General features: G+C 63.9%; 24 protein-coding genes. 4 read left to right on the forward strand and 20 right to left on the reverse strand.

The features are described 5' to 3' along the window. Positions 1-32: 32 nt before the first annotated feature. A complete protein-coding gene (nudE, locus tag SPH52_RS09495) occupies positions 33-620 on the forward strand; it encodes an ADP compounds hydrolase NudE (protein WP_411794775.1) in 588 nt (195 codons plus the stop codon). 18 nt (positions 621-638) lie between these two features. On the opposite strand, the gene SPH52_RS09500 is transcribed toward nudE, so the two are convergent. The 5 genes from SPH52_RS09500 to SPH52_RS09520 form a co-directional block, all read right to left on the reverse strand. Further along, a complete protein-coding gene (locus tag SPH52_RS09500; RefSeq protein WP_411794776.1) occupies positions 639-1721 on the reverse strand; it encodes an oxidoreductase in 1083 nt (360 codons plus the stop codon). Positions 1722-1793: 72 nt separating this feature from the next. Beyond that, complete coding sequence (gene ilvD, locus SPH52_RS09505; RefSeq protein WP_411794777.1) at positions 1794-3638, reverse strand: dihydroxy-acid dehydratase; 1845 nt, start codon at positions 3636-3638, stop codon at positions 1794-1796. Positions 3639-3752: 114 nt separating this feature from the next. Further along, positions 3753-4298 carry a hypothetical protein gene (locus SPH52_RS09510; protein WP_411794778.1) on the reverse strand — a complete coding sequence of 182 codons (546 nt, stop codon included), beginning with the start codon at positions 4296-4298 and terminating at the stop codon, positions 3753-3755. Between the two features lie 22 nt (positions 4299-4320). Continuing rightward, positions 4321-6132 carry a TRAP transporter permease gene (locus SPH52_RS09515; RefSeq protein WP_411794779.1) on the reverse strand — a complete coding sequence of 604 codons (1812 nt, stop codon included), beginning with the start codon at positions 6130-6132 and terminating at the stop codon, positions 4321-4323. 65 nt (positions 6133-6197) lie between these two features. Further along, positions 6198-7175 carry a TAXI family TRAP transporter solute-binding subunit gene (locus SPH52_RS09520; RefSeq protein WP_411794780.1) on the reverse strand — a complete coding sequence of 326 codons (978 nt, stop codon included), beginning with the start codon at positions 7173-7175 and terminating at the stop codon, positions 6198-6200. 148 nt (positions 7176-7323) lie between these two features. On the opposite strand from SPH52_RS09520, the gene SPH52_RS09525 reads away from it, so the two are divergent. Further along, entirely contained in the window at positions 7324-8052 is a 729-nt protein-coding gene (locus SPH52_RS09525; protein WP_411794781.1) for an SDR family NAD(P)-dependent oxidoreductase, read from the forward strand. Positions 8053-8076: 24 nt separating this feature from the next. Here SPH52_RS09525 and lon read toward each other — a convergent pair whose 3' ends face one another. The 10 genes from lon to SPH52_RS09575 form a co-directional block, all read right to left on the reverse strand. Then, positions 8077-10512 carry an endopeptidase La gene (gene lon / locus SPH52_RS09530; RefSeq protein ID WP_411794782.1) on the reverse strand — a complete coding sequence of 812 codons (2436 nt, stop codon included), beginning with the start codon at positions 10510-10512 and terminating at the stop codon, positions 8077-8079. Between the two features lie 123 nt (positions 10513-10635). Continuing rightward, positions 10636-11874, reverse strand: coding sequence for a DUF945 family protein (locus SPH52_RS09535; RefSeq protein WP_411794783.1), 1239 nt, complete (start codon positions 11872-11874; stop codon positions 10636-10638). A gap of 59 nt (positions 11875-11933) precedes the next feature. Beyond that, on the reverse strand, positions 11934-12407 hold the full coding sequence (locus SPH52_RS09540) for a phosphatidylglycerophosphatase A (RefSeq protein WP_411794784.1): 474 nt from the start codon (positions 12405-12407) through the stop codon (positions 11934-11936). Further along, on the reverse strand, positions 12404-13357 hold the full coding sequence (gene thiL, locus SPH52_RS09545; protein WP_411794785.1) for a thiamine-phosphate kinase: 954 nt from the start codon (positions 13355-13357) through the stop codon (positions 12404-12406). Before thiL ends, SPH52_RS09540 begins: the two co-directional genes overlap by 4 nt. 11 nt (positions 13358-13368) lie before the next feature. Beyond that, on the reverse strand, positions 13369-13875 hold the full coding sequence (nusB, locus tag SPH52_RS09550; RefSeq protein ID WP_411794786.1) for a transcription antitermination factor NusB: 507 nt from the start codon (positions 13873-13875) through the stop codon (positions 13369-13371). Beyond that, positions 13872-14375: a 6,7-dimethyl-8-ribityllumazine synthase gene (ribE, locus tag SPH52_RS09555; RefSeq protein ID WP_411794787.1), complete on the reverse strand. Its 504-nt coding sequence runs from the start codon at positions 14373-14375 to the stop codon at positions 13872-13874. The genes nusB and ribE overlap by 4 nt, the downstream gene beginning before the upstream one ends. A gap of 115 nt (positions 14376-14490) precedes the next feature. Beyond that, positions 14491-15645, reverse strand: a complete 1155-nt coding sequence (ribBA, locus tag SPH52_RS09560; RefSeq protein ID WP_411794788.1) for a bifunctional 3,4-dihydroxy-2-butanone-4-phosphate synthase/GTP cyclohydrolase II — start codon at positions 15643-15645, stop codon at positions 14491-14493. Positions 15646-15888: 243 nt separating this feature from the next. After that, the gene (ribD, locus tag SPH52_RS09565; protein ID WP_411794789.1) at positions 15889-17019 is read right to left on the reverse strand and encodes a bifunctional diaminohydroxyphosphoribosylaminopyrimidine deaminase/5-amino-6-(5-phosphoribosylamino)uracil reductase RibD; all 1131 of its coding nucleotides are present in this window, start codon (positions 17017-17019) and stop codon (positions 15889-15891) included. Between the two features lie 14 nt (positions 17020-17033). Further along, on the reverse strand, positions 17034-17516 hold the full coding sequence (nrdR, locus tag SPH52_RS09570; RefSeq protein ID WP_167116950.1) for a transcriptional regulator NrdR: 483 nt from the start codon (positions 17514-17516) through the stop codon (positions 17034-17036). Between the two features lie 147 nt (positions 17517-17663). Beyond that, a complete protein-coding gene (locus SPH52_RS09575) occupies positions 17664-18170 on the reverse strand; it encodes a copper chaperone PCu(A)C (RefSeq protein ID WP_411794790.1) in 507 nt (168 codons plus the stop codon). A 228-nt stretch (positions 18171-18398) separates the two neighbouring features. On the opposite strand from SPH52_RS09575, the gene dsbG reads away from it, so the two are divergent. Beyond that, on the forward strand, positions 18399-19154 hold the full coding sequence (dsbG, locus tag SPH52_RS09580) for a thiol:disulfide interchange protein DsbG (protein ID WP_411794791.1): 756 nt from the start codon (positions 18399-18401) through the stop codon (positions 19152-19154). Positions 19155-19204: 50 nt separating this feature from the next. Here the strand turns inward: dsbG and SPH52_RS09585 are convergent, their stop codons facing one another. The 5 genes from SPH52_RS09585 to SPH52_RS09605 all read right to left on the reverse strand — a co-directional run bounded on the left by SPH52_RS09585 (position 19205) and on the right by SPH52_RS09605 (position 22825). Beyond that, positions 19205-19618 carry a DUF6691 family protein gene (locus tag SPH52_RS09585; protein WP_411794792.1) on the reverse strand — a complete coding sequence of 138 codons (414 nt, stop codon included), beginning with the start codon at positions 19616-19618 and terminating at the stop codon, positions 19205-19207. After that, positions 19615-20076 (reverse strand): YeeE/YedE family protein, encoded by a 462-nt coding sequence (locus SPH52_RS09590; RefSeq protein WP_411794793.1) that lies wholly within the window; start codon positions 20074-20076, stop codon positions 19615-19617. Before SPH52_RS09590 ends, SPH52_RS09585 begins: the two co-directional genes overlap by 4 nt. A gap of 34 nt (positions 20077-20110) precedes the next feature. Further along, entirely contained in the window at positions 20111-20977 is an 867-nt protein-coding gene (locus SPH52_RS09595; RefSeq protein ID WP_411794794.1) for an MBL fold metallo-hydrolase, read from the reverse strand. 5 nt (positions 20978-20982) lie between these two features. After that, the gene (locus tag SPH52_RS09600; RefSeq protein WP_411794795.1) at positions 20983-21168 is read right to left on the reverse strand and encodes a DUF2892 domain-containing protein; all 186 of its coding nucleotides are present in this window, start codon (positions 21166-21168) and stop codon (positions 20983-20985) included. Between the two features lie 247 nt (positions 21169-21415). Then, positions 21416-22825: an MBL fold metallo-hydrolase RNA specificity domain-containing protein gene (locus SPH52_RS09605; RefSeq protein ID WP_411794796.1), complete on the reverse strand. Its 1410-nt coding sequence runs from the start codon at positions 22823-22825 to the stop codon at positions 21416-21418. Positions 22826-23100: 275 nt separating this feature from the next. Here SPH52_RS09605 and SPH52_RS09610 point away from each other — a divergent pair, with 275 nt between their 5' ends. Next, positions 23101-26115 carry an Ig-like domain-containing protein gene (locus SPH52_RS09610; RefSeq protein ID WP_411794797.1) on the forward strand — a complete coding sequence of 1005 codons (3015 nt, stop codon included), beginning with the start codon at positions 23101-23103 and terminating at the stop codon, positions 26113-26115. Positions 26116-26129 lie beyond the last annotated feature (14 nt).

The following is a 26129-nucleotide window of genomic DNA, read 5'->3' on the forward strand; positions in this document are numbered from 1 at the left end:
TTCCCGGCACGCCCGCACGACACGGAGCCTTCATGTCCGAGAAGAAGACCTTGCAGAAACCCCAGGTACTGGCGCGTCAATCCGTCGCCAGGAGCCGCCTGTTCCATATCGAATCGTTGGAGCTGCGCTTCGCCAATGGCGCCGAACGCACCTTCGAACGCCTGACCGGCAGCGACCAGGGTGCGGTCATGATCATTGCCATGCCCGACCCGGACCACGTGCTGCTGATCCGCGAATACGCGGCAGGCTTCGAGGACTATGTGCTGACCCTGCCCAAGGGATTGGTGGACCCGGGCGAGGACATCGTCACCGCAGCCAATCGTGAATTGATGGAGGAGTGCGGCTTCGGCGCCCGGCGTATCGAGCCGCTGGTGGAGCTGTCACTGGCGCCCAACTACATGCGCCACCGCATGCAGGTGCTGCTTGCCACCGACCTCTACCCCAAGCGCCTGCCCGGGGACGAGCCGGAGCCGCTGGTGGTCGAGACCCACGCCCTCGAGGAGCTGCCGGCCCTGTTGATGCGCGACGATTTCCACGAGGCACGGGCCATCGCCGCGCTGTTCATCGCCCGCGACACTCTGCGTGAACGTCGCGGCAAGGAGGCGCCGCTGAGCTGGTAGCCGTGCCGGCCCGATAGCTCAGGCGTGACGATGAAGCTGGCGCAGGTTGCCGTTGCCCTCCTTGAGGCGGATCCAGCGACTCTGGCGATAGCTGTCGAGCCCCGCCTCCAGCATGGCCACGACTTCGATTCCCTCCTCCACGCTGACTGGTACCGGCGCCCCGCTCACCAGCGCCTCGACGATGCCGACATAGTAGGCCAGGTAGTCGCCAGGGAGCCCCTGATGCTCGCTCGTAGCCAGATGCCCGTCGTCGCCGGCCAGCGTCAGTTGGCCGGGGCGAGGATCGATTCCCCAGTCGCGCGTAGGGATACGCCCCTCCTTCAGCCAGTTCTCCTGAGGATCGCGACCATATTTGACGAAGCTGCCCCGGGTGCCGTGCAGCGCCTGCTGCGGCGTCGGTTCCGCCACCAGTGAGCTGGCCCGCAGGGTGACCCGAAGCGTGTCGTAATCGAGCAGCGCATGAAACTCGTCGTCCACCTCGGCGCCATCCCGCGCCGCCATCAGGTCGAGCAGAATCGCTCGCGGCATGCCGAACAGCGTGCGTGCCTGGTCGAGCAGATGTGAACCCAGGTCGTACCAGATACCGCTACCCGGCTTGTGCTGCTCGCGCCAGCGATCGGCCACCGTAGGCCGGAAGCGGTCGAAGCGCAGCTCGAGCGAGACCGGACGCCCCACGCCGCCCTCCTCGATCAGTTTGTGCAGGGTCCGGAAATCGCTGTCCCAGCGGCGATTGTGAAAGACGCTGAGGTGACATTCTGCTTTGTCGGCCTCCGCCTTGAGCAGCCGCGCCTCGGACAGCGATACGGTGAACGGCTTGTCGACTACCAGATGCTTGCCGGCGGCAAGCGCCGCCTTGGCCAGCGGGAAGTGGGTCTCGTTGGGGCTGGCGATGACGACCAGGTCGATATCCGACCGAGAGAACAGTGCCGCCGCCTTGGACAGCACCTCGACCTCGGGCAGCGCTTCATGTACTCGCTCGGGCGAACTGCTGACCACGGCCAGCAATTCCAGCCCAGGCGTGGCCTGGATCAACGGGGCGTGAAAGATACGGCCGGCAGTGCCAAAACCGATCAGGCCGACACCGAAGGTCTGCTTGCGCATGTCATCGTTCCTTACTGCTGCATGAAAAAGCCCACAACGACGAACCGGGCCCTGGCCCGGTTCGTCGTTGTGTCAATCGAGCTTGGAGAGATCTCTCACCGCCCCCTTGTCTGCGGAAGTCGCCAGCAGGGCATAGGCCTTGAGCGCCGCCGACACCTTGCGCACGCGCTGGATGCTGGGTTTCCAGGCATCTTTTCCGCGCGCCTCTTCGGCTTCGCGCCGAGCCGCCAGCTCGGCGTCGGAAAGCTTGACGTCGATGCGGCGGTTGGGGATGTCGATACGGATGATGTCGCCGGACTGCACCAGGCCGATGGCCCCGCCTGCTGCCGCCTCGGGGGAAACGTGGCCGATAGAAAGACCCGAGGTGCCGCCGGAGAAACGCCCGTCGGTGAGCAGCGCGCATGCCTTGCCCAGGCCTTTCGACTTGAGGTACGAGGTGGGATAGAGCATCTCCTGCATACCTGGCCCGCCCTTGGGTCCCTCGTAGCGAATGACGACGACCTCGCCCTCCTTCACCTTGCCTGCCAGGACATGCTCTACCGCCTGGTCTTGGGATTCGACCACGTGGGCCGGCCCCTCGAACACCAGGATGGAGTCGTCGACGCCGGCTGTCTTCACCACGCAGCCATCCTGGGCGATGTTGCCGTAGAGTACCGCCAGCCCACCTTCCCGGGAGAAGGCGTGCTCGAGATCGCGAATGCAGCCGTTGGCACGGTCGCCATCCAGGCTCGGCCAGCGCGTACTCTGGGAGAAAGCGGTCTGGGTGGGCACACCACCGGGGCCCGCCTTGAAGAACTCAACCACTTCGGGCGAGGGGCTGCGCATGATGTCCCACTCGTCCAGCGCCGCCTTGAGGCTGTCGCCGTAAACGGTCGGCACCCGTGTATCGAGCACGCCGGCACGATCCAGCTCGCCGAGGATTGCCATGATGCCACCGGCACGGTGCACGTCCTCGATATGGTACTTCTGGGTGTTGGGCGCCACCTTGCACAGTTGCGGTACTTCTCGCGACAGCCGGTCGATGTCGGCCATGGTGAAGTCGACCTCCGCCTCCTGTGCGGCAGCCAGCAGGTGCAGGATGGTATTGGTGGAGCCGCCCATCGCGATATCGAGCGTCATGGCGTTTTTGAACGCCGCCTTGGAGCCGATGGCACGAGGCAGCAGGTGCGCCTCGTCACCTTCGTAGTAGCGCTTGGCCAGTTCGACGATGCGATGACCGGCGGTCTCGAACAGGCGGCGACGGTCGGCGTGGGTGGCAAGCACGGTGCCGTTGCCCGGCAGCGCCAGGCCCAGCGCCTCGGTCAGGCAGTTCATCGAGTTGGCGGTGAACATGCCGGAGCAGCTGCCACAGGTGGGACAGGCGCTGCGCTCGACCTCGGCCAGCGTCTCGTCGTCCACCGAGTCGTCGGCGGCCATGACCATGGCGTCGACCAAATCGAGGCCGTGGTTGAGCAGCTTGGTCTTGCCGGCTTCCATGGGGCCGCCGGAGACGAAGATCACCGGGATGTTGAGGCGCATGGCAGCCATCAGCATTCCCGGGGTGATCTTGTCGCAGTTCGAGATGCACACTAGGGCATCGGCGCAGTGGGCGTTGACCATGTACTCGACGCTGTCGGCGATGATGTCTCGGCTCGGCAACGAGTAGAGCATGCCGTCGTGACCCATGGCGATACCGTCGTCGACGGCGATGGTGTTGAACTCCTTGGCCACTCCGCCGGCTTTCTCGATCTCCCGCGCCACCAACTGGCCCATGTCCTTAAGGTGTACGTGCCCGGGCACGAACTGGGTAAAGGAGTTGGCCACGGCAATGATCGGCTTGTGAAAGTCCTCGTCCTTCATGCCTGTGGCGCGCCACAGGGCGCGGGCGCCAGCCATGTTGCGGCCGGCGGTGGTGGTACGGGAGCGATATTCGGGCATGGTGTCCTCTTGGTGCGCATTCGCGCTATGCGGTTCACGCCGTCTCGGCCGCCCACAGGCGGCGACGGTCTAGGTATGGAATTCACCGATTCTGTCATGTACGAGCCTAGGCGGCTAGAGTACCAGCGGGTTGCTGTCAACCAGCGGCTCTGTCCCATAGAGCACCCAGACATCCAGCGCCGGGCCAAGGTCCTCGAGCAGGCACAGTTTCTCGGGATGATCCTCCAGCGCCTGGCGAGCGCAGATGCCCGCCTCGAAGCGACCGGCCAAGAGTCCCTCGGCCACCGCCACGGTGGTGGCCGCATCGACCTCCTCGCTGAAACCTGAGAGGTCGGTGTAATAGCGGGTGGCCGGCTGGCGCGCCACCTGACGCGGCGCTGCGACATCGCGCCGCGCCAACAGTGCCAGCGGGTGACTGCCGGCGACGAAGACGTCCACCGGAAAGGCGCGGTGCATATGGCGCCCCACGCAGTCGGCGTGGCTGAAGTGAGCCGTGCACTGCAGCACCCGGTCCACCTCGCCTGCTACCAGCGCTGCGAACGCCGTAGGGAAGTCATCGAAGAGCTTCACCTGCGCATCGGCAAGCCCACGGGCGGCGAGATAGCGGCGCAGCACCAGCACATGGTTATTTCCCTCGGGGCCCAGCGTGGCAACGATCATCTCATTCTCCTCAGCATTCGGCTCAAAACGCGAAGATCACCAGCGCCCCGGTCACGACCAGCACCAGCCGCAGCCAGAGTGCACGGCGTGCGATCACCCCGTAGGAGATCGCGGCGAGGCCCAGTGCGATCTTGAGCGCATCGAAAATCGCCCAGAGCGGATCGAAGGCCAGGCGGATCACATCGGGGTTGGCGACCATGGCCAGCGGAATGATGTACAGTCCGATGCCCAGTGCCATGGCCTTCATCGCCACCTTGAGCCAGTTCTCCCCGACCATGCCCGCGGCGATGAACACCCCGCCGCATACCGGCGGCGTGATGGTCGAGAGCAGCGCGAACCAGAACACGAACAGGTGTGCCAGCAGCGGCTCCAGCCCCAGTGCGGTGAGCGCGGGACCGGCCACCGAGACGCAGATCACGTAGGCCGCCGTGGTCGGCACTTCCATGCCCAGCACCAGGCAGGCCAATGCCGTGAGCAGCAGAGCCGGCCACAGCATTTCATTGGATAGCGACAGGATGCCGGAGGTGATCTTGACGCCAAGCCCGGTAAGCGAGAGCACGCCGATCACCAGCGAGGCGCAGATGATGATGGCACCGATCACAGCCACCTGTCGGCCGGCGGTGACCATGGCCTCAGCCATACGCGATGCAAAGCCGCGCAGGGAGAAGCTCAGCGTCACATCGAAGAACAGCAGCAGCATACCGGCGAAGATGGCAATGCTGGCAGCGTACTGGGGGGTATAACCGCCCAGGAAGATGCGCTCCAGCAGCAGCACGAAGGGCACGGCAAAGAACAGCGAGGTAATCATTACCTCCTTGCCGCTGGGGCGGTCCTCCGCCGCCATGGGTCGCAGGTCGTGACGGGTGGCATAGGCGTTGATGCCCATCCACACGGTGGCGAAGTAGAGAATCGCCGGCAACAGTGCCGCTGCCATGATCTGGGTATAGGGCGTGCCGGTGAGTTCGACCATGACGAAGGCGCCCGCCCCCATCAGCGGCGGCATGATCTGCCCGCCCGAAGAAGCCACCGCCTCGACGCCACCGGCCAGGGTACGCGGATAGCCAAGGCGCACCATGGAGGGAATGGTGATGGCGCCAGTGGAGGCCACGTTGGCCGAGGCAGAGCCGGAGATCGAGCCCATCAGCGCCGAAGAGATCACCGAGACCTTGGCCGCGCCGCCGGTCAGCCGCCCGGCGAAAGCGCTGGCAATGTTCATGAAGCCGCGTCCCGCCTCACCGGCATTGAGCACCGCACCGAAGATGACGAAGATCGCCACCACCCCCACGCTGACCCCGGTGAGCGAGCCCCACAGGCCGCTCTCGGCAATGGTCAGAGTGCCGACGAAGCTCTGCATCGGCAGCCCGGGATGGCCGAACTGGCCAGGAATGTGCTCGCCGAACACCGCATAGGCCAGCGCCGCCACCGCCACCAGGGGCAACGGCCAGCCGATCGCCCGGCGTGCCGTTTCCAACGTCAGCACAACCAGGAAGACGCCCAGCGCCATCTGGAAGTTGTTATCAATGAAGCCGTACTGATTGGCCAGCGCCTCTTCATTGAAGGCGATATAGCCGCAGGCGGCAATGCCGAGTCCGGTCAACAGCCAGCCGCTCCAGCGCTCGAAGGGCGTGCGCGCGGCGAAGATCAGGATCCATGGCAGCGCCAGGGCCATATGAATCGGCCGGCTGACCAGCGCAGGCGTCAAGCCATAGAAGATCAGCCCCAGGTGAAAGGCCACCGTCACCGCCCCCAGGAGCACCCAGGCCGGATGAATACGCGGCACGTCGTTGCCGGCGACCGAACCAGCCGTCGGTGAAGAAGCGAATGTCGATAGCATAAAAAGGGGTGCCTTTGGCTCAGGGCCGGCGACGGCAGACGACCTCGCCGGCCCAGCAAGCCGGGTTAACGCAACTCGTCGGGTATTTCGATACCGGCTTCATCGTAATAGCGCACGGCACCCGGGTGCAGGGTGCCGGCGATATTGCCAATCATGTCATGGGTGATGCTGCCCCACCAGGCGGTTTCCTCGGCCATGGCGTCGCGTCGCTCCCAGAAGGTCCGGGTCAGGGCGTAGGCCGTCTCGTCGTCCATGCCGGTAGTGGTGTAGGCGATCACCGGCAGCGACGTGGTTTCTACGTCCTGATCGACACCGGGATAGGTACCAGCCGGGATGGTCTGACGCGCCGCGCCGGTCTGGTCGATCTGCTCGTCGCTGAGGCTGACCAGACTGATCGGCATGCTGGCGGCGGTCTCGATCACATTGGGCGTGGGGAAGGAGCTGGCCGTGACGAAGGCGTCGATCTGGCCGTTCTTCAGCGCGTCGGGGCCGCTGCCGATCTCGGCATTGGCCACGCGCACCTTGTCCAGCATGCCGAACAGCTCCAGATAGCGCTCCGCTTCGCGCGCGCCGAAGGTGCCACGGCCGATCAGCACATGTTTGCCCTCGAGGTCCTCCAGGCTGATCACGCCCGCATCGCCGGCTGCCACGAAGTGCATGGTGATGGCGGGAATCGGGAACAGACCGCGAATCTCCTGGAAGCGCGGACTCTGGCGCTCGGCAAAAGGCCCCTCACCGGCCATGGCCTGGTCGACCAATCCAGGCGGCGTGGTAAAGACATAGTTGCCCTGACGCGCCATGACCTCCATGACGTTCTGCACCGAGCCCTGGCTCTCTTCCAGGGTCAGCACGATCTCACCGTCGGTGCCCCGACGAATCGCCTCGGAAAGCTCGACGCCCATCTGGTAGTAGGCGGTACCCGCCGAGGCGGACTTGTAGGTCACCCGTGTCTCGGCTTGGGCGGAAAGTGCGCCGGCGCCCACCAGCACGGCGGTGGCCGATGCCAGCAGGGTGCGAGCGAAGGCGTGCTTGCGGTTAGTCATGAGGTTCTCCCTTGAGTGTCCGGTATCGCCGGGTGTTGTCATTGTTGTAATGCTCGGTAGTGCGAATCGAATGACGCAGTTATCAGGAAACATCGTATAAAAGACTATAATGCAGATTTTTTTGCACAAGGGAAATCAAGGATAAGCCATGCGTATCGCGGCCGTACTGGGTGGTGCCGGGGGAATCGGCAGCGCCATCGTCGAGCAGATGCTTGCAGCGGGAGATTTCGTCCATGTGCTTGACCGTGAAGATCGGCGCACGCGGGTCGCAGCCCTACTCGAAGCCTGGCCGCAGCGCTGCGCCTTCATCGGTTGCGACCTGGCCTGTCCCGATGCCATTGCGATGGCCTTTGCCAGGATCGAGGCGCAGGGCATGGGGCTCGATGCCTGCATCAACGCCGCCGGTGTGATCCACCGGGGACGCTTCGTCGAGGTAGCGCCGAAGGCGCTGGGTGAGATGCTGACGGTCAACGTCAGCGGTGTCTTCCAGGCGCTGCAGGCCGCCACCCGGCTGATGCTGGCCAAGGGTTGCGGTCGCATCGTCATCGTCGCCTCGGCCCACGGTCTGCGCACCACCGCCGAGCGCTCGGCCTATGCCATGTGCAAGGGTGCCATGTTGGCGTTGAGCCGCGCGCTGGCGGTCGAACTCGGCCCTCATGGCATCCTGGTCAACGCCGTGGCTCCCGGCCCAGTCAGTGCCGGCATGCAGGACGCCGCATCCGAATCGCGACGCCGCTGGCAGGCGGCCACCCCACTTGGCCGCGTTGCCGACGCCGAAGAGGTGGCTCGTGCGGTCGCTTTCCTGGCCTCGGCCGAAAACACCTTCATCACGGGCGATACCCTGATGGTGGACGGCGGCGCCAATGTCTCCCTGTAGCGCCACCGCACCCCACTTCACGATTTACAGATGGAAGGCGACCCTGGCTACGTCCTGGTAGCGCTTGGCGAAATGCACCGTCATGCCTTCCTTGAGGAAGTCGGGCAGCTCGTCGTAATCGCGGCGGTTGGCTTCCGGCAGAATCACTTCGAAGATCTTGCTGCGCCGGGCGGCGATGATCTTCTCGCGAATCCCGCCCACCGGCAGCACCTGTCCAGTCAACGTCAGCTCGCCGGTCATCGCCAACGGACGGCCAATGCCCTGATGCCGAGCCAGCGACAGCAGTGCCGTGGTCATGGTCACCCCCGCCGAGGGGCCATCCTTGGGAGTGGCACCTTCCGGCACATGAAGATGCACGAAGGCCGAATCGAAGAAGCCAGTATCGACTCCATACTCGGCGAGATGACCCAACGTGTAGCTGTAGGCGATGTTGGCCGACTCCTGCATCACCTCACCTAGCTTGCCGGTGAGCTTGAAGCCACGGGTCAGCGAGTGCACCTTGCCTGCCTCGATGGGCAGCGTGGCGCCCCCCATCGAGGTCCAGGCCAGGCCGGTGACCACGCCCTCGCCCTTGAGCACCTGCTCTTGGCGGAACAACGGGGCACCGAGGAACTCCTCGAGATTCTTGACCGAGATGCGCACCGACTCCTGATCACCTTCGAGCAGCTTGACTGCTGACTTGCGCACGATGCTATGCAGCTGCTTCTCGAGTTGGCGCACGCCGGCCTCGCGGGCATAGCCCTCGATCACCTGGCGCAGGGCAGCATCGGTGAGATTGATGCGTCTCTTCGGGATCTTGTCGCGCTCGAGCAGCTTTGGCCAGAGGTGATGCTTGGCGATGGCCACCTTCTCCTCGGCGATGTAGCCGGAGAGACGGATCTGCTCCATGCGGTCGAGCAACGGCCCCGGGATTGAATCCAGGGTATTGGCGGTACACACGAACAGCACCTTGGAGAGGTCCAGGCGCACGTCGAGGTAATGATCGAGGAAATCGACGTTCTGCTCGGGATCGAGTACCTCTAACAGTGCTGAGGCCGGGTCGCCCTGGAACGACTTGCCCAGCTTGTCGATCTCGTCGAGCATGATCACCGGGTTCTCGACCTCAACCTCCTTGAGCGCCTGCACCAGCTTGCCGGGCATGGCGCCGATGTAGGTGCGGCGGTGCCCCTTGATCTCTGCCTCGTCACGCATGCCGCCTACCGAGAAGCGGTAGAACTCGCGCCCCAGCGCCTCGGCGATGGAACGACCGACGGAAGTCTTGCCCACCCCGGGTGGACCCACCAACAGCACAATCGAGCCTCCAACGTCACCCTTGAAGGTACCTTCGGCGAGGAACTCTATGATGCGTTCCTTGACGTCCTTGAGGCCGTCGTGGTCGCGGTCGAGTACCTTCCTGGCGTGGGCCAGGTCGAGCTGGTCCTGGCTGCGTACGCCCCACGGCATCGAGGTCAGCCAGTCAAGATAATTGCGAGTGGTGCCGTATTCCGGCGAGCCGGTTTCCAATACCGAGAGCTTGTCGAGCTCCTCCTCAATGCGGGTCAGCACCTTGGGCGGCACGACCAGCCCCTCGAGACGGTCGCGGAAGGTATCGACGTCGTTCTCGCGGTCGTCCTTGGAGATGCCCAGCTCGCGCTGGATCACCTTGAGCTGCTCGCGCAGGAAGAACTCGCGCTGGCGCTCCTGCATCTGGGCATTGACCTGCTCGCTGATCTCGGTCTGCAGTTGGGCAACGTCGATCTCCTTGCGTAGCAACGGCAGCACCTTCTCCATTCGTGCCTGCACCGGCAGGGTCTCAAGCACGGTCTGCAGCTCGCGCCCCTTGGCCGAGGTGATGGCTGCGGCAAAGTCGGTCAGCGGCCCCGGTTCGTGGGGGCTGAAGCGATTGAGGTAGTGCTTGAGTTCCTCACCGTAGAGCGGATTGATCGGCAGCAGCTCCTTGATGCCGTTGATGATCGCCATGGCATAGGCGCGGGTCTCGTCCTCGTCGGCGTTGACCGGCTCGCGCGGGTAGCTGACCTCGACCAGATACGGCGGCTCCTTCGACAGCCAGCGCTGGATGCGAAAGCGGCGCAAGCCTTGGGCGATGAACTGCAATTGCCCCTCTTCGCCGTGCATCTTGTGCACCCTTACCGCCGTGCCGATTTCGGGAAAATGGTCATGACCTAGATCATCAACCGCCTTGTCGCCGACGAAGGCCACCCCCAGCGTATGGTGAGGCGTGTTGCCGACCCGGCGCATGGTCTCTTCCCAGCGCTCACGGTTGATGACCAGCGGCTGAACCTGGGCGGGGAAGAAGGGACGGTTATGGATCGGCAGCAAATAGATGCGCTCGGGCAGGTAGTCGCTGGCGGGAATGACGGCATTGGCGACCTGGTCTACCTCGCCATCGGAACCCAGCGCCCCATCGGACTCCGTCCTTGCCTGCTGCCAGTTGTGCTCGTCCTGATCGTGATCGCTCATGAAATCCTCGTCCTGAAGCTATGAAAGCCGGATACACACTGAGCTGAGCAATGTGGGCGGTGGCGACCAACTTCAAGTCGAAGGTCTATACCGGGCGGTCAATTAAGATGCTGCGGCAGAAGGCTAACGCCACAAGGGAGGCAGCGGACGACTGTTGACGCGAACCTGACCCCGCCCGACATCGACTTCCAGCGTACGGGTATCCAGCGGCAGGCCGAGCCATAATGCGACCACGGTGGGCAGCTCATGCCAGGTGAAGTCACCATCGAGGCGGCGGCGCCAGCGCTCCTTGACGGCAGGCTCCGCGAAGTCGACCAGGCTGAGCGCCTCCAGCCGGCGGCCATCGAAGAACAGCGAGCCATCGACCTGAGCGGACAGGCCCAGCATCGGGCTATCCAGTTCGAGACGCCGCAGGTCGAGGCGCGGTGAATCGCGAAGACTCGCCAGCAGGTAGGGTTCAAGATCAGCCAGCAGGGCATCCCGTCCGCCCTCATGACGACCGCTGGCGGCCAGCTCGCGCAAGCGCGACATGGTGCTGCGAATAGCATCGGCATTGAGGCGCGACAACTCCGCCTCCATCTGCCCTGTCAGCAAGACCTGCTCAGCGGTATGAATCTGACCCAGGTCGAGATCGAGCTGCATGCGCAGCTCCTGATCATCCAGGGCAACACGATTCGCCAGCCGTATGCCATGGGCATCGAGCTTGAGCTGAGGCTGGTACCAGGAGAGTGACTCGATGTGCAGGCGGTCTTCCTGGGTGAAGGAGTGGGCGTCCTCGGTGTAGGCATACTGGCTGTTGAGAATAGCGGGGCCGATTTCCAGTCGAGCAGCCCCATCGCTGAGCGTCCACGAATCGAGCTGGGCACGTAGTCGCCAATTGCCCTGCTCGCCGCTGAAGCGCAAGCGCCCGCCTTCGAAGGTGAGTTCGCGCTCCTGCTGGGTGATGCGCAGCGGCGCAAGCTGGATCCGACCATCGAGGGTGCCGCTCAGGGTGTGGTAGCTCGCTTCCCACTGGGGGGGCGAAGAGGCCAGCGAAGCGCCAAACAGCTGCACGCCCTCGGGGCCATGACGCAGCGTCACTTCGCCATCCAGATGGGTGCTGAGTACGCCATGCCGGGCACGATAGGACAGCTCCAGTTGCCATGCGTGGCCGAACAACGGTGCCAAGTGAATACGCCCCGTCGAGGACCACCAGCCCTGCTCCACGTCCACGCGTTCGATGTCGAGTTCACCGCGTGCCTCGAGATCGGTCAGCGTGCGCGTCATCTCACGCTCGAACAGCCAGCTCGAGACTGCCTGGCCAGCCAGCCAGGCAAGCAGAAGCACGACCAACAACGGGACGATGAGCCGTTCCTTGCGCATAGCTTTCCCCCCTGCCCTTTTCCTTGCGCCACCCCGTCCAAACGAACATGGAATGTGATCTAGTGCAACCAGAGCCAGAGGTGCATCGTACTCCAGGCATAGATACCGGCGAGGACATCATCGATCATGATACCGAACCCACCCGCCACGCGACGGTCGGCCCAGCGAATCGGCCACGGCTTGAACACGTCGAATATGCGGAACAGCACGAAGCCCCATAGTGCCGCCTCCCAGGAGAACGGCACCGCTGCCATGGTGATCCAGTAGCCGACGAATTCGTCCCAGACGATGCCGGAGTGGTCGTGTACACCAAGGTCGCGAGAGGTCTTGTCGCACAGCCAGACCCCCACCACGAAGGAGATCGCTACCAGCCACAGGTACCAGCCCAGCGGCAGCTCCGAGAGCAACCAATAGAAGGGAATCGCGGCCAGGGTACCGAAGGTACCCGGTGCCCATGGTACGGCGCCGCTACCGAGGCCAAAGGCGAAGAAGTGGACGGGGCGTCGCCATACGCTCGGCGGACAGCGGTTCATGGCCTGCCCCCACGGAAGTGCTGCCAGCCATGGGCACCGTCGAGGTCAACACCCGTCACGCCAGATTCGGCACGGACCGTACCGATCGCCGTGATGGCAAGGCCCTGCCCTGCCAGGCGCTGTCGAGCCTCTTCCAAGGCGTTGCCAGGCAGGCTTACCAGCAGCTCGTAATCGTCGCCACCACACAGGGCAGCGTCACGAGCGGCCTTCGCCCCCAAGGCCTCAGTCAGGCCGGGTGCGAACGGCAGCGCCTCGGGCTCGAGCCGCGCCCCCACGCCCGAAGCGGCCAGCATGTGTTCGAGGTCGGCCAGCAGGCCGTCGGAAATATCGATGGCCGCATGGGCCAGGCCACGCAGTGCCAGACCAGCTGCGAGCCTGGGAGTCGGCTTGAGGTAACGGGCCAGCAACGGATGATCCAGGTCCCGCACGCCACGTTGCCAGAGCGCCAGCCCCCCCGCCCCACCGCCGAGAGCCCCGGTCACGGCCAGGATATCGCCGGGGCGTGCGCCACCACGTGTCAGCGCCTCGCCGACGGGCACCTCGCCCATCACGGTAACGCTGACGGAGAGTTCGCCACGGGTTATATCGCCCCCCACCAGCGCTGTATCACTGGCTCGGCAAAGCGAATGGAAGCCGTGGGCGAAATCGGCCAGCCACGCCTCGTCGTCGCTGGCGAGCGCCAGCGCCATGAGGCACCAGCGCGGCGCGGCGCCCATCGCCGCCAGGTCGCTCAGGCTCACCGCCAGGGCTCGATAGCCGATCGCCTCGGCCGGCGCGTCGGCAGGAAAATGCACGTCGGCAACCGAGGTGTCGACGCTGACCGCCAATTGCCACCCAGCCCTCGGCGCAAGCAGCGCACAGTCGTCACCCACGCCTAACGGCACGCCGGCATCCGCGCCGGGTGCAACGGGAGTGAGATGACGGGCGATCAGTTCGAATTCACTGGCCACCGGTGGCACCTTCAGCCGCGACGTGCCCGGACCTCGGCGCTACGCAACCGGGCGGCCAGCTTGTCGAGAATACCGTTGACGTACTTGTGCCCGTCGGTGGCGCCGAAAGACTTGGCGAGTTCAACACCTTCGTTGATCGCGACACGATAGGGCACGTCCAGCCGGCGGCTGAGCTCATAGGCGCCCAGACGCAGGATGGACAGTTCGATGGGATCCAGCTCCACCAGGCGCCGGTCCAGCAACGGCGCGATGGAGGCGTCCAGGTCGTCGCGGAAGCGTACGACGTTGTGCAACAGTTCGTGGAACAGAGCCAGGTCGGCAATCTGCATCACTTTGGCCCAGTTCTCGTGATCCTCGAGATCATCGTCGGGCTGCTGACTGCGGAACTCCGCCTCGATGGCCGTTGCCGACTTGCCGGTCATGTGCCACTGATAGAGTCCCTGCACTGCCAGTTCCCGAGCCGCACGCCGCGCCTGCTGGCCCGCCGAAGGGGTGCGTTGCGGGCGCGATGCACTCATGAGGTTTCTCCGTCGCGGCCATCGCTGTCACCGAAACCGCGCAGCAGGGAGACCATCTCCATGGCGGCCATGGCCGCTTCGGCCCCCTTGTTGCCGGCCTTGGTACCGGAGCGCTCGATGGCCTGCTCGATCGAATTGACCGTCAGCACGCCGTTGGCGATGGGCGTTTCGAATTCTAGCTGGAGGTTGCCCAGCGCCGCGTTGCACCCACCTGCCACGTACTCGAAATGGGGTGTGCCGCCACGGATCACCGCGCCCAGCGCGATCACCGCATCGGGGCGCACCACCTGCAAGGCACGCTTCACCGCCAACGGCAGCTCCCAGGCACCCGGCACGTGGACGATATCGATATTCTCGGCGTCAACGCCGTGACGCACCAGGATATCCACGGCGCCTTCGACAAGGCTGTCTACCACATGGTGGTTGAAACGCCCCACGACGATCACGTAGCGACCGTCGACGTCGACGAAGTTGCCTTCCAGTTGAGACAGGGTATGCATCGCTGATTCCTGAAATGGTCCTGCTGAAAACGATATGGATTTTGCTGAAGTCGAGCGGACCGGCAGCTGGTGCCGGCCTCCTCAAGGCCCGCTTGAACATCGGGCGAGCATAGGCTCAGCCTGGAGCAGTCACGCCCTCTTCACCCGGTGCAATCAGCTCGACCACCTCGAGATCGAAGCCTGACAGTGCCGAGAACTTCCAAGGTGAGCTGAGCAAGCGCATGCGCCCTACACCCAGGTGACGCAGAATTTGTGAGCCGGTACCGATGGTCAGGTAGTTCCCAGCGCCGTCGGAATCGCTGGTACGCGGCAATCGACGGCGCTCCAGGAAGACCTCCAACTGGTCGCGGAAGTCCTGATGCGGTCGACCATCGTCGAGCAGCACGAACACACCCTGCTCGACTCGGGCGATCTCTTCCAGCGCGCTATGGGTCGTCCAGTTGCGGCTCTCGCCCTTCTGCAGGCCGAGCAGGTCGCGCATGGTATCGGCCAGATGTACACGCACCGTGGTCAGGGTATCGGGACTCGGCTCACCCTTCACCAGCGCCACGTGGTGCGCATTCTGAATCCGGTCGTGAAAGACGTGCAGAGTCAGCTTGCCAACGGCCGTATCGACCAGGATGGACTCGACAGGCTCGACCGTCTGCTCGTTGTGGATACGATAATGGATCAAATCGGCGATGGTGCCCATCTTCAAGCCGTGCTCGGCGGCGAAGCGCTCCAGCTCGGGGCGCCGGGCCATGCTGCCATCATCGTTCATGACCTCGCAGATCACGCCGCTGGGATCGAAACCGGCGAGTGCGGCCAGGTCACAGGCCGCCTCGGTATGGCCGGCACGGCGAAGCACGCCGCCCGGCTCCGCCATCAGCGGGAAGATGTGGCCAGGCTGGACGATGTCCTCGGCACGAGCGTTACGCGCCGCCGCCACCTGCACGGTGCGCGCCCGGTCGGCGGCCGAGATGCCGGTAGTGACGCCCTCTGCGGCCTCGATGGAGAGCGTGAACTTGGTGCCGAAGCCGGAACCGTTGTCACTCACCATCAGCGGCAGCTTGAGACGCTCGCAGCGCTCGCGGGTCATCGGCATGCAGATCAGGCCACGCGCATGACGTGCCATGAAGTTGATATGCTCGGCCTCGACCTTCTCGGCGGCCATGATGATATCGCCTTCGTTCTCGCGACCCTCATCGTCCATGAGGATCACCATCTTGCCCTGACGAATGTCCTCGATCAGGTCTTCGATGGGAGCCAGGCCCCCTGGGGAAGATTGCACGCTGGAATCTCCGAATGTTCGAACGACGTCATGGGCGACAGTGCACCGCAACAGAACGTTGCCGCCGATATCGCACCACGTTGAATGGGCGTCAGAGTACATTGGCGCGGCTTCGGGCGCCAGTAGTGAGCACATTGGCGCGGCTTCGGGCGCCAGTAGTGAGCACATTGGCGCGGCTTCGGGCGCCAGTAGTGAGCACATTGGCGCGGCTTCGGGCGCCAGTAGTGAGCGTCCCCCCGACTCTTACCTGCGCTCCGGCCGGGCAGTGATTCTCCAGTCGCGGCCGACCGCGCGGATGTCGAGAATTTCCAGCGGACGCTGCTGGGCCATGCGCGTCAACCCCGGCAAGGTGAACAGCGGGCGCGCCTCGCCGCCGAGCAGGGTCGGCGCCACGAACAGCTGCATCTCGTCGACCAACCCGGCGTCCAGCATGGCACCGGCGAGCGTAGCACCGGTTTCCAGCAGCACCTCATTGACCAGTTCCTGCTCGGCCAGGTAGTGCATCAATGCGGGCAGATCGACGCGCCCGTTCTCGCCGGCCGGCAGAACCAGCACTTCGGCGCCAGCCGCCTCGAGGCGCGTGCGTCGCTGTGTATCGTAGCCCAGCACGGTTGCCACCAGGGTGCGCCCCGGCTCACGCAGGCAGGCCGCAGCCTCAGGTAGGCGCAGCTGGGTATCGACTATAACGCGCAAGGGTTGGCGCGCAGCGATTACCTCGGCATCGTCGAGGCCGAGCTGAGACGCCCTGACCGTCAGTCGCGAGTTGTCAAAGATGATCGAGTCGACCCCGGTCATGACAGCACTGGCGCTGGCCCGCAATCGCTGTACCTCCGACCTGGCGTGTGGGCCGGTGATCCACTGCGACTCGCCCGACTGCATGGCAGTGCGGCCGTCCAGGCTCATGGCCATCTTCAGGCGCACGAAGGGGCGCTGGCGGGTCATGCGCGAGATGAAGCCCAGATTGAGCGACCTCGCCTCCTCCTCGAGCAGCCCTACCTCCACCTCGATGCCGGCTGCACGCAGCATGGCGATGCCACGTCCGGCCACCTCGGGGTTGGGATCCTGCATGGCTACTACGACCCGCTTGACGCCAGCTTCGACCAGCGCCACCGCACAGGGGCCGGTACGCCCGTGATGGGAGCAGGGCTCCAGTGTCACATAGGCAGTGGCGCGACGGGCGGCTTCCCCCGCCATGCGCAGCGCATGGACCTCGGCATGCGGCTCACCGGCTCGCACATGCCAGCCCTCGCCGACCAGGCGCCGGTTCTTGACCAGCACACAGCCCACACGCGGGTTGGAATGTGTGGTGTAGAGGCCACGACGGGCAAGCTGTAATGCCCGGGTCATCCAGGCGGCATCGGTCGGCTTGGCCATATTGCTCCTGCAGGCTAGTCGTCGGCAGTGCCGGGCGGGAAGCCGGGTTCCTGGGAGAGGCGATCGATCTCGGCGCGAAATTCGTCGATGTCCTGGAATCGCCGATAGACCGAGGCGAAGCGAATGTAAGCCACCTGGTCCAGGCGCTTGAGCGCCTGCATCACGGCCTCGCCGATATCGCGCGCCTGGATCTCGCGCTCGCCGGTAGCCCGCAGTCGATGGCGAATCCGTTCCACTGCGGCCTCGATGGCTTCGGCGCTTACCGGGCGTTTCTCCAGTGCACGCAGCATGCCGGCACGCAGCTTGTGCTCATCGAAAGTTTCCCGCGAGCCATCGGATTTCACCACCCTGGGCATCACCAGTTCGGCGGTCTCGTAAGTGGTGAAGCGCTCGCCGCAATCGGTGCACTGGCGGCGGCGGCGCACCTGATCGCCCTCCGCCACCAGGCGGGAGTCGGTCACACGGGTATCATGGGCGCCACAGAAGGGGCAATGCATGGTATCGATCCGAACGTGAAGCGGGGCGACCCAGTGGTCGCGCATGGCCACGAGCAAGGCCTTATTGACCCGACATTGTACCCGCTCCCCCGCTGGCCGCCCAGCACAGGCGTGCGCCATGCATGCCGGGCGGGCCTCAGGACGGTTTCAGTGGTCGTGTCCATGCCCATGATCGTCGCCATGGGCATCCCTGTGGCCATGGCCATGGCCGCCCTCCCCATCCACGACGATACGCTTGACCGGCGCCTCGAACCGCTGAGACTCACCCGACTCGAAGCTGAGCTCGATCTCGACGGGTTCGCCTTCCACCAGCGGCGCGGTCAAGCCGATCAACATCAGGTGCAGCCCGCCCGGTGCCAGCTCTGCGCGGCCCCCGGCCGGAACGACAATCTGCGGCACCTGGCGCATCTGCATCACCCCATCCACGTTTTCGTGATTGTGGAGCTCCGCCACTTCTGCTGCCGGCGATTCTGCCGCTACCAGGACCACATCCTGCTCGCCCGGGTTGTGCAGCGTCATGAAGGCGGCGGAAGCCTGTGAGCCAGGCGGCACGGCACGCACTTGCGCCTCCTCTACGATCAGCGGATCGGCAAGCGCCACCAGAGGCAGCAGCGACAGAGCGGTGGCGGCCAGCAGTGAACGGGCCAGCATCATATTGAGACTCCTTGTTGTATCGTTGGACATGCACCAGAGGAATGCAGCGAGCAGCATACTACGAGGTCTCGAGGAAGAAGACCGGATGCGTCAACCCGACACGGCAAACCGCTCCGCTGCAGTGAACCGCCCTTCGTCACGCAGGTCCACCTTGGGGAAGGCTTCACCCTCTCCCAGGCGCATTCGTTCAAGGGACTCTACTCAAGAGACATTCTCAAGGAAACCGATATGGATTATCGCCTCACGCTGCTGACGGCTACCCTGGTAACCCTCGCTGCCGCCCCGCAGATTCAAGCCGACGACTGGCCGGCGCCCGTTCGTGCCCTGGTCGAAGAGGGGCTCGAGATTCACGGGGAATTCCAGGCACCGGGAGGACTCAGCGGCTACGCCGCCAGCCACCAGGGCCGCGAAATGACAGTATTCGTCACCGCCGACGGGGAGCATGCCGTGGTCGGCACCATGATCGACGCCGAGGGTAACGATCTTTCCGAAGCCTCGCTGGACGAACTGGTGCGCGTCCCTCTGGAGAACGAACTCTGGGAACGGCTGGAACAGAGCCACTGGATCGCCGACGGCAGCGCCGATGCTCCCCGGGTACTCTATACCTTCACTGATCCCAACTGTCCTTATTGCCGTCGGTTCTGGGAAACCGCACGGCCCTGGGTCGAGGCCGGCGACGTCCAGCTGCGTCACGTCATGGTGGGAATCCTGCAAGCGGACAGCCCGGCCAAGGCTTCCGCTCTGCTGGGTGCCGACGATCCTGAAGCGGCCCTGCACGATCACAGCGGTGGCAATGACATTGCCCCCTCGGCCCAGCCCCGCGCCATCGAAGAACAGGTCTACCGCAACAACCAGCTGTTCGAGGAACTGGGCCTCTACGCCACTCCGACCACGCTTTTCCAGCGCAACGGGCGCATGGAGCGTGTGGATGGCATGCCCGATGAGGGACGTCTATTGGAGATGATGGGCGGAGCGAGTCCTTGAGAGGAGAAGGCGGCCGCCTCATCAGTAGCTGAAGGCGACCGCAGCAACGATCATGTGCGGGCAGGAAAGGCCCTGGCCAGGAACCAGCCCGCCACCATGGCAATCAACATGGCGAAAAGAGGCGCCGTCATCCCGGCGATGGAAGCAATGGCTGGACCGGGGCAGTACCCTGAGAGACCCCAGCCGATGCCGAACAGGGCAGCTCCTCCCATCAGCCGGGCATCCAGATCCTGGCGGGAGGGCAGTTGGAAGGTTTCTCCCACCATCGGTCGCTCACGGCGGAATACCAGCCGGTAGCCAGTGAAAGTGGTCACCACGGCCCCGCCGAGTACGAACATGAGTGTCGGGTCCCAGGCGCCGAAAAGATCGAGGAAGCCGAGTACTCGTGCGGGGTCGGTCATGCCGGCAAGCGCCAGTCCCAGGCCGAACAGCAGACCGGCGATATAGCCCATCAGCGTTTTCATGCACCACCCCCTGCCAGGTGTCGCACGACATAGACGGTGACGATGGCACAGGCCAGGAACGTCATCGTGGCCACCAGCGAGCGCGGCGACAGACGCGCCAGACCGCACACACCATGCCCGCTGGTGCAGCCGCTGCCAAGGCCGGTGCCCACACCCACCAGCAGGCCCGCAACCAGCATCAGCCCCACCCCACCGGCAGGCTGGCCGATCACCTCGCCAGGCGCACCGGCCACGTTGCCAAGCCCTCCTCCCAGCAGCATCAGCAACAGAGGGCCACTGACCAGGCCCAGCACGAAAGCCACGCGCCAGCCGCTGTCGCCCTTGGGCAGCATGGTAACCAAGCTACCGACGATACCGCTGATGCCGGCGATTCGACCAAGCGTGGCCATCAACCAGACGGCCGAGAGGCCAATGAATATTCCACCAACCAGCCCCTGCAGGCTTGCACTCCAGTCCACGTTTTTCCCTCGACAGATTCAGACTCAACCGCACTCAGAAGCGGTTGATCGGCACTTTGAGATAGACCTGGCCATTGTCCTCGGGCGAAGGCATGTGGCCGGCTCGCATATTGACCTGTACCGACGGCAGGATCAGCTTCGGCATGTCGAGGGTGGCATCACGCTCGGTACGCATCCGGACGAACTCCTCTTCACTGATACCGTCGCGGACGTGCACGTTATGGGTCTTTTGCTCAGCTACGGTGGTCTCGTGCTGGTACTCCTTGCGTTCCGGTGCCTTGTAATCATGGCAGAGGAAGAGTCGGGTTGCGCCCGGTAGCGCCAGCACCTTCTGGATGGATCGATAAAGAGTGCGGGCATCGCCACCGGGAAAGTCGCAGCGGGCCGTGCCGTAGTCCGGCATGAACAGGGTGTCGCCGACGAAGGCGGCATCGCCGATGACATATGTCAGGCAGGCCGGGGTATGGCCCGGTGTATGCAACACTCGCCCTTCAAGCTTGCCAATGGCGAAGGCATCGCCCTCCTCGAATAGACGGTCAAACTGGCTGCCGTCGCGGGCGAATTCGGTACCTGCATTGAAGACCTTGCCGAAGGCCTCCTGCACTACCGTGATCCTGGCGCCGATGCCGGTCTTGCCACCCAGCTTCTCGTGCAGGTAAGGCGCCGCTGAGAGATGATCGGCATGCACGTGGGTCTCGAGAATCCACTCGACCTTCAACCCAACACGCCGGATGAAGGCGATGATCTCGTCAGCCGACCGAGTATCAGTGCGCCCGGCGGCGTAATCGAAGTCGAGAACCGAGTCGAGGATTGCGCAGGCATGGCTCTCAGGGTCTCTTACCACATAGCTGAAAGTGTTGGTGGATTCATCAAAAAAGTGGGTCACGACCGGCTTGTTCATAATGCTCACCTCTTGCAGGTACTGATTCCCAGCAGACCGTAAGCAGGGCAAAAATTAAGCAGTCCGGTGGCCAGCGGCAGCACGCCGACCCAGCCCCAGGCGCCAATGGCGCCGGTCAGCGCTAGGCCAATCAGCACCGCGCCGACCACGACACGCATCACCTTATCTATACCACCAACATTTCTTCTCATGTGACGCCTCGCCAACTTATTTCCAAAAAGAATATATTAATATAAAAATCACATAAACCTAGCCTAGCTCATCCTGGAAATGCTGACCTGTGACAACTCGACGCATCTTGATTGAGATCAAGAAAGAGCAACCGTCGAAAATGTCGGCTCAAACTCGAGCTCGGGTTCTGTCCAAGCTGGACGAGGGCCCTGAAAAGAAAGGGGCAGACTCGCGTCCGCCCCCGCTTGAATCAAACCACTGGCACTCCTAGAGCTGGATTTGGTCACCGTGGGCGGGTATTTCGGCCTCGATACCGCTATCGGCCAGCGCGGTTTTCAGCGTCTTCTGGGCCTCCGGTTCACCATGCACCAGATAGAAACGCGGCTGTTCACGGAACGCCCCTGCCCAGCCGATCAGTTGGCTCTGGCCGGCATGAGCGGAGAAGCCGCCAATGGTGTGTACCTTGGCCTTTACCGTCAGATCCTGGCCCAGCACGCGCACCCGCTCGGCGCCGTCGACGAGCTGGCGACCCAAGGTGCCAGCGGCCTGGAAGCCGACGATGACGAGCCGGGTATTGGACTTCTCGAGGTTGTAGCGGAAATGGTGAACGATACGGCCGCCGGTACACATGCCGGCCCCGGCGATGATGATGGCCCCGCCATGGATGCGGTTGATGGCCATGGACTCTTCCACCGAACGGGTCATGCGCAGAATCGGCAGGTAGCGGCTGGTGTCGCCGCTGGCGGCAATGTTGAGAACCTTGAGGTCCTCGGCATCCAGCGACTTGCGCGCACGATGGTAGAGCTCGGTAACCTTGATCGCCATGGGGCTGTCGAGGAACACCATCTGCTGGCGCAGCCGCCCTTCGTGGTAGAGCACGCTGAGATGATAGAGGATCTCCTGGGTGCGACCTACGGCAAAGGCGGGAATCAGCACGTTGCCACCGCTGGCGTGGGCCTCTTCCAGCACCTGCGCAAACTCCTCAAGCGTCTCATCGAGAGGTCGATGGTCGCGGTCGCCATAGGTGCTTTCCATCAGCACCAGATCGGCGTCATAGAGTTTTTCGGGCTCCTTCATCAGTACCGAACTGGCATTGCCCAAGTCTCCCGAGAAGACGAGGCGCTTCATCTGCCCCCCGGAGGGCACTGTCAGCTCGACGATGCCCGACCCCAGAATATGGCCAGCATCCCGGAATACCAGCGTTACGCCGCCAGGCAGTTGGACGGGCTGTCCATAGCCGTGCGACTTGCACAGCTCCAGCGTGCGCTCCACATCCTTCATCTCGTAGAGAGGTTCGAGCAGAGGCCTGTCGTTACGCTTGCGCCTCTTGTTCTCCCACTCGACGTCCTTGGCCATGATGAAAGCGGCGTCTTCGAGCATGATATCGAGCAGATCACGCGTGCCACGCGTACAGTGGATCAGGCCACCATAACCTTCGCGGACCAGCTTGGGCAGCAGCCCGGCATGATCCAGGTGGCCGTGCGAGATCACCACGGCATCGAGCCGCTTCGCCAGGGCACCGAAGGGTGCTGCGTTGGCAGTATCCGCCTCCTTGCCGCCTTGGTGCAGGCCACACTCCAGCAGTATCCGATAGGAGCGTTCGCCTCCCTCGACTTCAATCAGGTAGCGCGAACCGGTGACTTCTCCCACCGCGCCTTGAAACGTCAATGTCGACATAAGCTCATGGTCCGCCAAGTTTAATTGCTTACCTCAAGCATAACGGAAGGCGGCTCTGGCAACAGAGGCAATTAGAGGCAATTAGAGGCAAAAGACCGACCCAGATCAGGTCCGGCGTAAAGCTGACCGGGGGCAGACGGTGCAGGAAAGGCTCCGACCGCCAGCATGGGATTCCTGAGAGTCGGAGGATTGTCTCTTTGAGGTAGAAGCCTATCGGTAAAATTTCCTAACATACAGTAACAAATGGTCGCAGGGACCGTGGGGGGGGATTGGTCATGAGCTCATCGATTCAACCAGGCGAGGAGAAAGAGTCTGGTCTGATAGCACTGAGCGCGCTGAACGAGGCCGAATCAGCCGCTGTCACCATTCAGTTCCAGCAGGGACAAGGGGGCTACGCGGGCATCAAGGACACCTACCTGCACCAGTCTTCGCCCAACGCCAGCCAGGCAACCTCGACGTCACTCACCGTCGACAGCGTGGACAAGAAGGGCGAGGTGCAGGCGCTGCTGCGCTTCGAAGACATCTTCGGTAGCGAGGCCGGACAGATTCCGCTCGGTGCCGTCATCGTCTCCGCCACGCTGGAGCTCAACACCACCGGCAAGGGCGACGGCGCCCGGCTGCATCGTATGCTGATGCCGTGGAACGATACCGACACCTGGAACAGCCTGAGCAGCGGCATACAGGCCAATGGCCAGGAGGCCATGGCCCAGGGCGACCTGGTTACCGGTTTCGTGCCCGTCGGCACCACCCGGCTCGACGTCACTACCAGTCTGCAGGCCTGGGCCGACGGTCAGCCCAACTACGGCTGGGCTTTCCTGCCCCTGGGATCCGACGGCTGGGATTTCTCCTCGGCGGAAGGTAGCGTACCGCCCAAGTTGATCGTCGAGTATCGCTTCGAGGGCAGTGGCGAACCACCGGTGAACAACCCGCCCGTGGCCAACGACGACAGCGCCTCGACCACACAGGGGACGGCCGTCGAGATCGACGTGCTGGCCAACGACAGCGACCCGGACGGCGACCCGCTGACGGTGATCGGCTTCACCCAGCCGGCCAACGGCAGCGTCACGCTGAGCCCCAACGGCAACCTCACCTACACACCGATGCCTGGCTTCGTCGGCGATGACACCTTTACCTACAGCGCCTGGGACGGCGCCCTGGAGAGCGACCCTGCCTCGGTACATGTCACCGTCGAACCTGAAAGTTCGACACCACCGACCACCGGCAGCGTCCAGTTCCAGCAGGGGCAAGGTGGCTACACCGGCATCAAGGACACCTACCTGCACCAGGCCTCGCCCAACGCCAGCCAGGCAGCCTCGACGTCGCTTACCGTCGACAGCGTGGACCGAAAGGGCGAGGTGCAGACGCTGCTGCGCTTCGAGCACATCTTCGGTAGCGAGGCCGGGCAGATTCCGCTCGGCGCCATCATCGTCTCCGCCACGCTGGAGCTCAACACCACCGGCAAGGGCGACGGCGCACGCCTGCACCGCATGCTGATGCCGTGGAACGATACCGATACCTGGAACAGCCTGAGCAGCGGCATACAGGCCGATGGCCAGGAAGCGATGCTGCAATATGACCTCAACACCGGCTTCGTGCCTGTCGGCACCACCCGGCTCGACGTCACTGCCAGCCTGCAGGCCTGGGCCGACGGTCAGCCCAACTACGGCTGGGCTTTCCTACCCCTGGGGCCCGACGGCTGGGATTTCTCCTCGGCGGAAGGTAGCGTACCGCCCAAGTTGATCGTCGAGTACCGCTTCGAGGGCGGTGGCGAACCACCGGTGAACAACCCGCCCGTGGCCAACGACGACAGCGCCACGACCGCTCAGGGTGTGGCCGTCGAGATCGCCGTGCTGGCCAACGACAGCGACCCGGACGGCGATCCGCTGACGGTGGGCAGCTTCACCCAGCCGACCAACGGCAGCGTCACGCTGAACCCGACCGGAACCATAACCTACTCGCCAAATGCAGGCTTCATCGGCAGCGACAGCTTCACCTATCGCGCCTCCGATGGCAGCCTGGAGAGCGCCTCTGCCACCGTCATCGTCTCCGTTACGCATGACGTACCCCCTCCCCTGCCGCTGGAGACCTCGTACATTGCCACGGCCTTCGGCACCAGCGACAGGCGCAACTTCGAACACACCAATGCCAACAAGAGCTTCTTCCACGCCGGCAAGTGGTGGGCGGTACTACCAGAGCAGACCGGCTGGCATGTCTACCGCTTCGACGGCACCCTGCCCGAGCCCGGCACCATGGGCGGCTGGACCAGCGCAAGCCCCACCATGCTCAGCAGCGGGCGCCGCGCCGATATCGCCTGGCACGACGAGAGCGACACGCTCTATGTCCTCAATTTCGGGCCCAGCGAGACAAAACCTCGGCTCTACAAGATGAGCTACGACGACCAGGCAGAGACGTTCTCTATCAGCCTGAACATTCAGCTGGCCGGTTCCGGCGGCAAGGTGGCCGGAGCCGAATGGGAAAGGAATACCGAAATATCCCTCGGACTGGACCAGAACGGCATTCCGGTCGTGGCCATGATCGGCCCCTCGGCATCGGGCGGCGCTGCGGGCCTGAAGCTGGCCTATCCTACCTCTTCCAGCCTCGCCACCTGGGCAACGGTCACCATCGACAGTGGCCCCAGCACGGTCTCGGGCAGCAACGGCGACAACAAGGTCGATTTCGTCGCTTTTCAGATAGACGGAGTCGACTACGTCGGCCTCGTTTACGGCGACGATTCGACGGGCCACTGGAAGCTCGCCTACCAGGCGACGCCATCCTCACCTGGCGGCTATGCCAGCGGCTGGATCATCGAGACGATTACCGATGCCATCGTGCTGGACAACCATGTCGCCGCGCTCTGGGATGGCAACAGCATTATCCTTACCGTCAAGGACGACAAGGATGCGATCTGGGCGGTCAAGGGAGTGCCGGGCGATTGGGACAGCCCCGTGCTGGTGCATGCTTCGTCGCACAAGGCCAGCCGGCCGACACTGGTATTCGACGAGGATAACGACCGGATTTTCATCTTCTACCAGGAGAATTCCTCACGCCCCTATGGCGACATCCATTACAAGGTGTCGTCCTCGACGGAACTGGTCTTCAATGCCGCAGATCCCGGCATCAAGATCATGGCCAGCGGCCAGTCGGGTGAGAACATGATCGATGCCCAGACCCCGGTTCATGCCGTAGGTGCGGCGACGGATGGCATGTTCTTCCTCTTCGCCCGCAACGACGAGGCACGCGAGATCTGGTACAACGACTTCCTGCTCAACGACGACCCCTTCATCGCCTGATGGTACGGCTAGGG

This window comes from Halomonas sp. A29 (genome assembly GCF_046723295.1).
GTDB lineage: Bacteria > Pseudomonadota > Gammaproteobacteria > Pseudomonadales > Halomonadaceae > Halomonas.

Coding starts and splice junctions, on each gene's coding strand:
- SPH52_RS09605 (WP_411794796.1), bottom strand. CDS start 22,825: ATGTCGACATTGACGTTTCAAGGCGCGGTGGGAGAAGTCACCGGTTCG.
- SPH52_RS09515 (WP_411794779.1), bottom strand. CDS start 6,132: ATGCTATCGACATTCGCTTCTTCACCGACGGCTGGTTCGGTCGCCGGC.
- nudE (WP_411794775.1), top strand. CDS start 33: ATGTCCGAGAAGAAGACCTTGCAGAAACCCCAGGTACTGGCGCGTCAA.
- SPH52_RS09525 (WP_411794781.1), top strand. CDS start 7,324: ATGCGTATCGCGGCCGTACTGGGTGGTGCCGGGGGAATCGGCAGCGCC.
- SPH52_RS09600 (WP_411794795.1), bottom strand. CDS start 21,168: ATGAGAAGAAATGTTGGTGGTATAGATAAGGTGATGCGTGTCGTGGTC.
- nusB (WP_411794786.1), bottom strand. CDS start 13,875: ATGAGTGCATCGCGCCCGCAACGCACCCCTTCGGCGGGCCAGCAGGCG.
- SPH52_RS09585 (WP_411794792.1), bottom strand. CDS start 19,618: ATGAAAACGCTGATGGGCTATATCGCCGGTCTGCTGTTCGGCCTGGGA.
- SPH52_RS09575 (WP_411794790.1), bottom strand. CDS start 18,170: ATGATGCTGGCCCGTTCACTGCTGGCCGCCACCGCTCTGTCGCTGCTG.
- ribD (WP_411794789.1), bottom strand. CDS start 17,019: ATGGCCAAGCCGACCGATGCCGCCTGGATGACCCGGGCATTACAGCTT.
- SPH52_RS09540 (WP_411794784.1), bottom strand. CDS start 12,407: ATGAACCGCTGTCCGCCGAGCGTATGGCGACGCCCCGTCCACTTCTTC.
- lon (WP_411794782.1), bottom strand. CDS start 10,512: ATGAGCGATCACGATCAGGACGAGCACAACTGGCAGCAGGCAAGGACG.
- SPH52_RS09500 (WP_411794776.1), bottom strand. CDS start 1,721: ATGCGCAAGCAGACCTTCGGTGTCGGCCTGATCGGTTTTGGCACTGCC.
- ribE (WP_411794787.1), bottom strand. CDS start 14,375: ATGCATACCCTGTCTCAACTGGAAGGCAACTTCGTCGACGTCGACGGT.
- ilvD (WP_411794777.1), bottom strand. CDS start 3,638: ATGCCCGAATATCGCTCCCGTACCACCACCGCCGGCCGCAACATGGCT.
- nrdR (WP_167116950.1), bottom strand. CDS start 17,516: ATGCATTGCCCCTTCTGTGGCGCCCATGATACCCGTGTGACCGACTCC.
- SPH52_RS09510 (WP_411794778.1), bottom strand. CDS start 4,298: ATGATCGTTGCCACGCTGGGCCCCGAGGGAAATAACCATGTGCTGGTG.
- SPH52_RS09595 (WP_411794794.1), bottom strand. CDS start 20,977: ATGAACAAGCCGGTCGTGACCCACTTTTTTGATGAATCCACCAACACT.
- SPH52_RS09610 (WP_411794797.1), top strand. CDS start 23,101: ATGAGCTCATCGATTCAACCAGGCGAGGAGAAAGAGTCTGGTCTGATA.
- dsbG (WP_411794791.1), top strand. CDS start 18,399: ATGGATTATCGCCTCACGCTGCTGACGGCTACCCTGGTAACCCTCGCT.
- SPH52_RS09535 (WP_411794783.1), bottom strand. CDS start 11,874: ATGCGCAAGGAACGGCTCATCGTCCCGTTGTTGGTCGTGCTTCTGCTT.
- SPH52_RS09520 (WP_411794780.1), bottom strand. CDS start 7,175: ATGACTAACCGCAAGCACGCCTTCGCTCGCACCCTGCTGGCATCGGCC.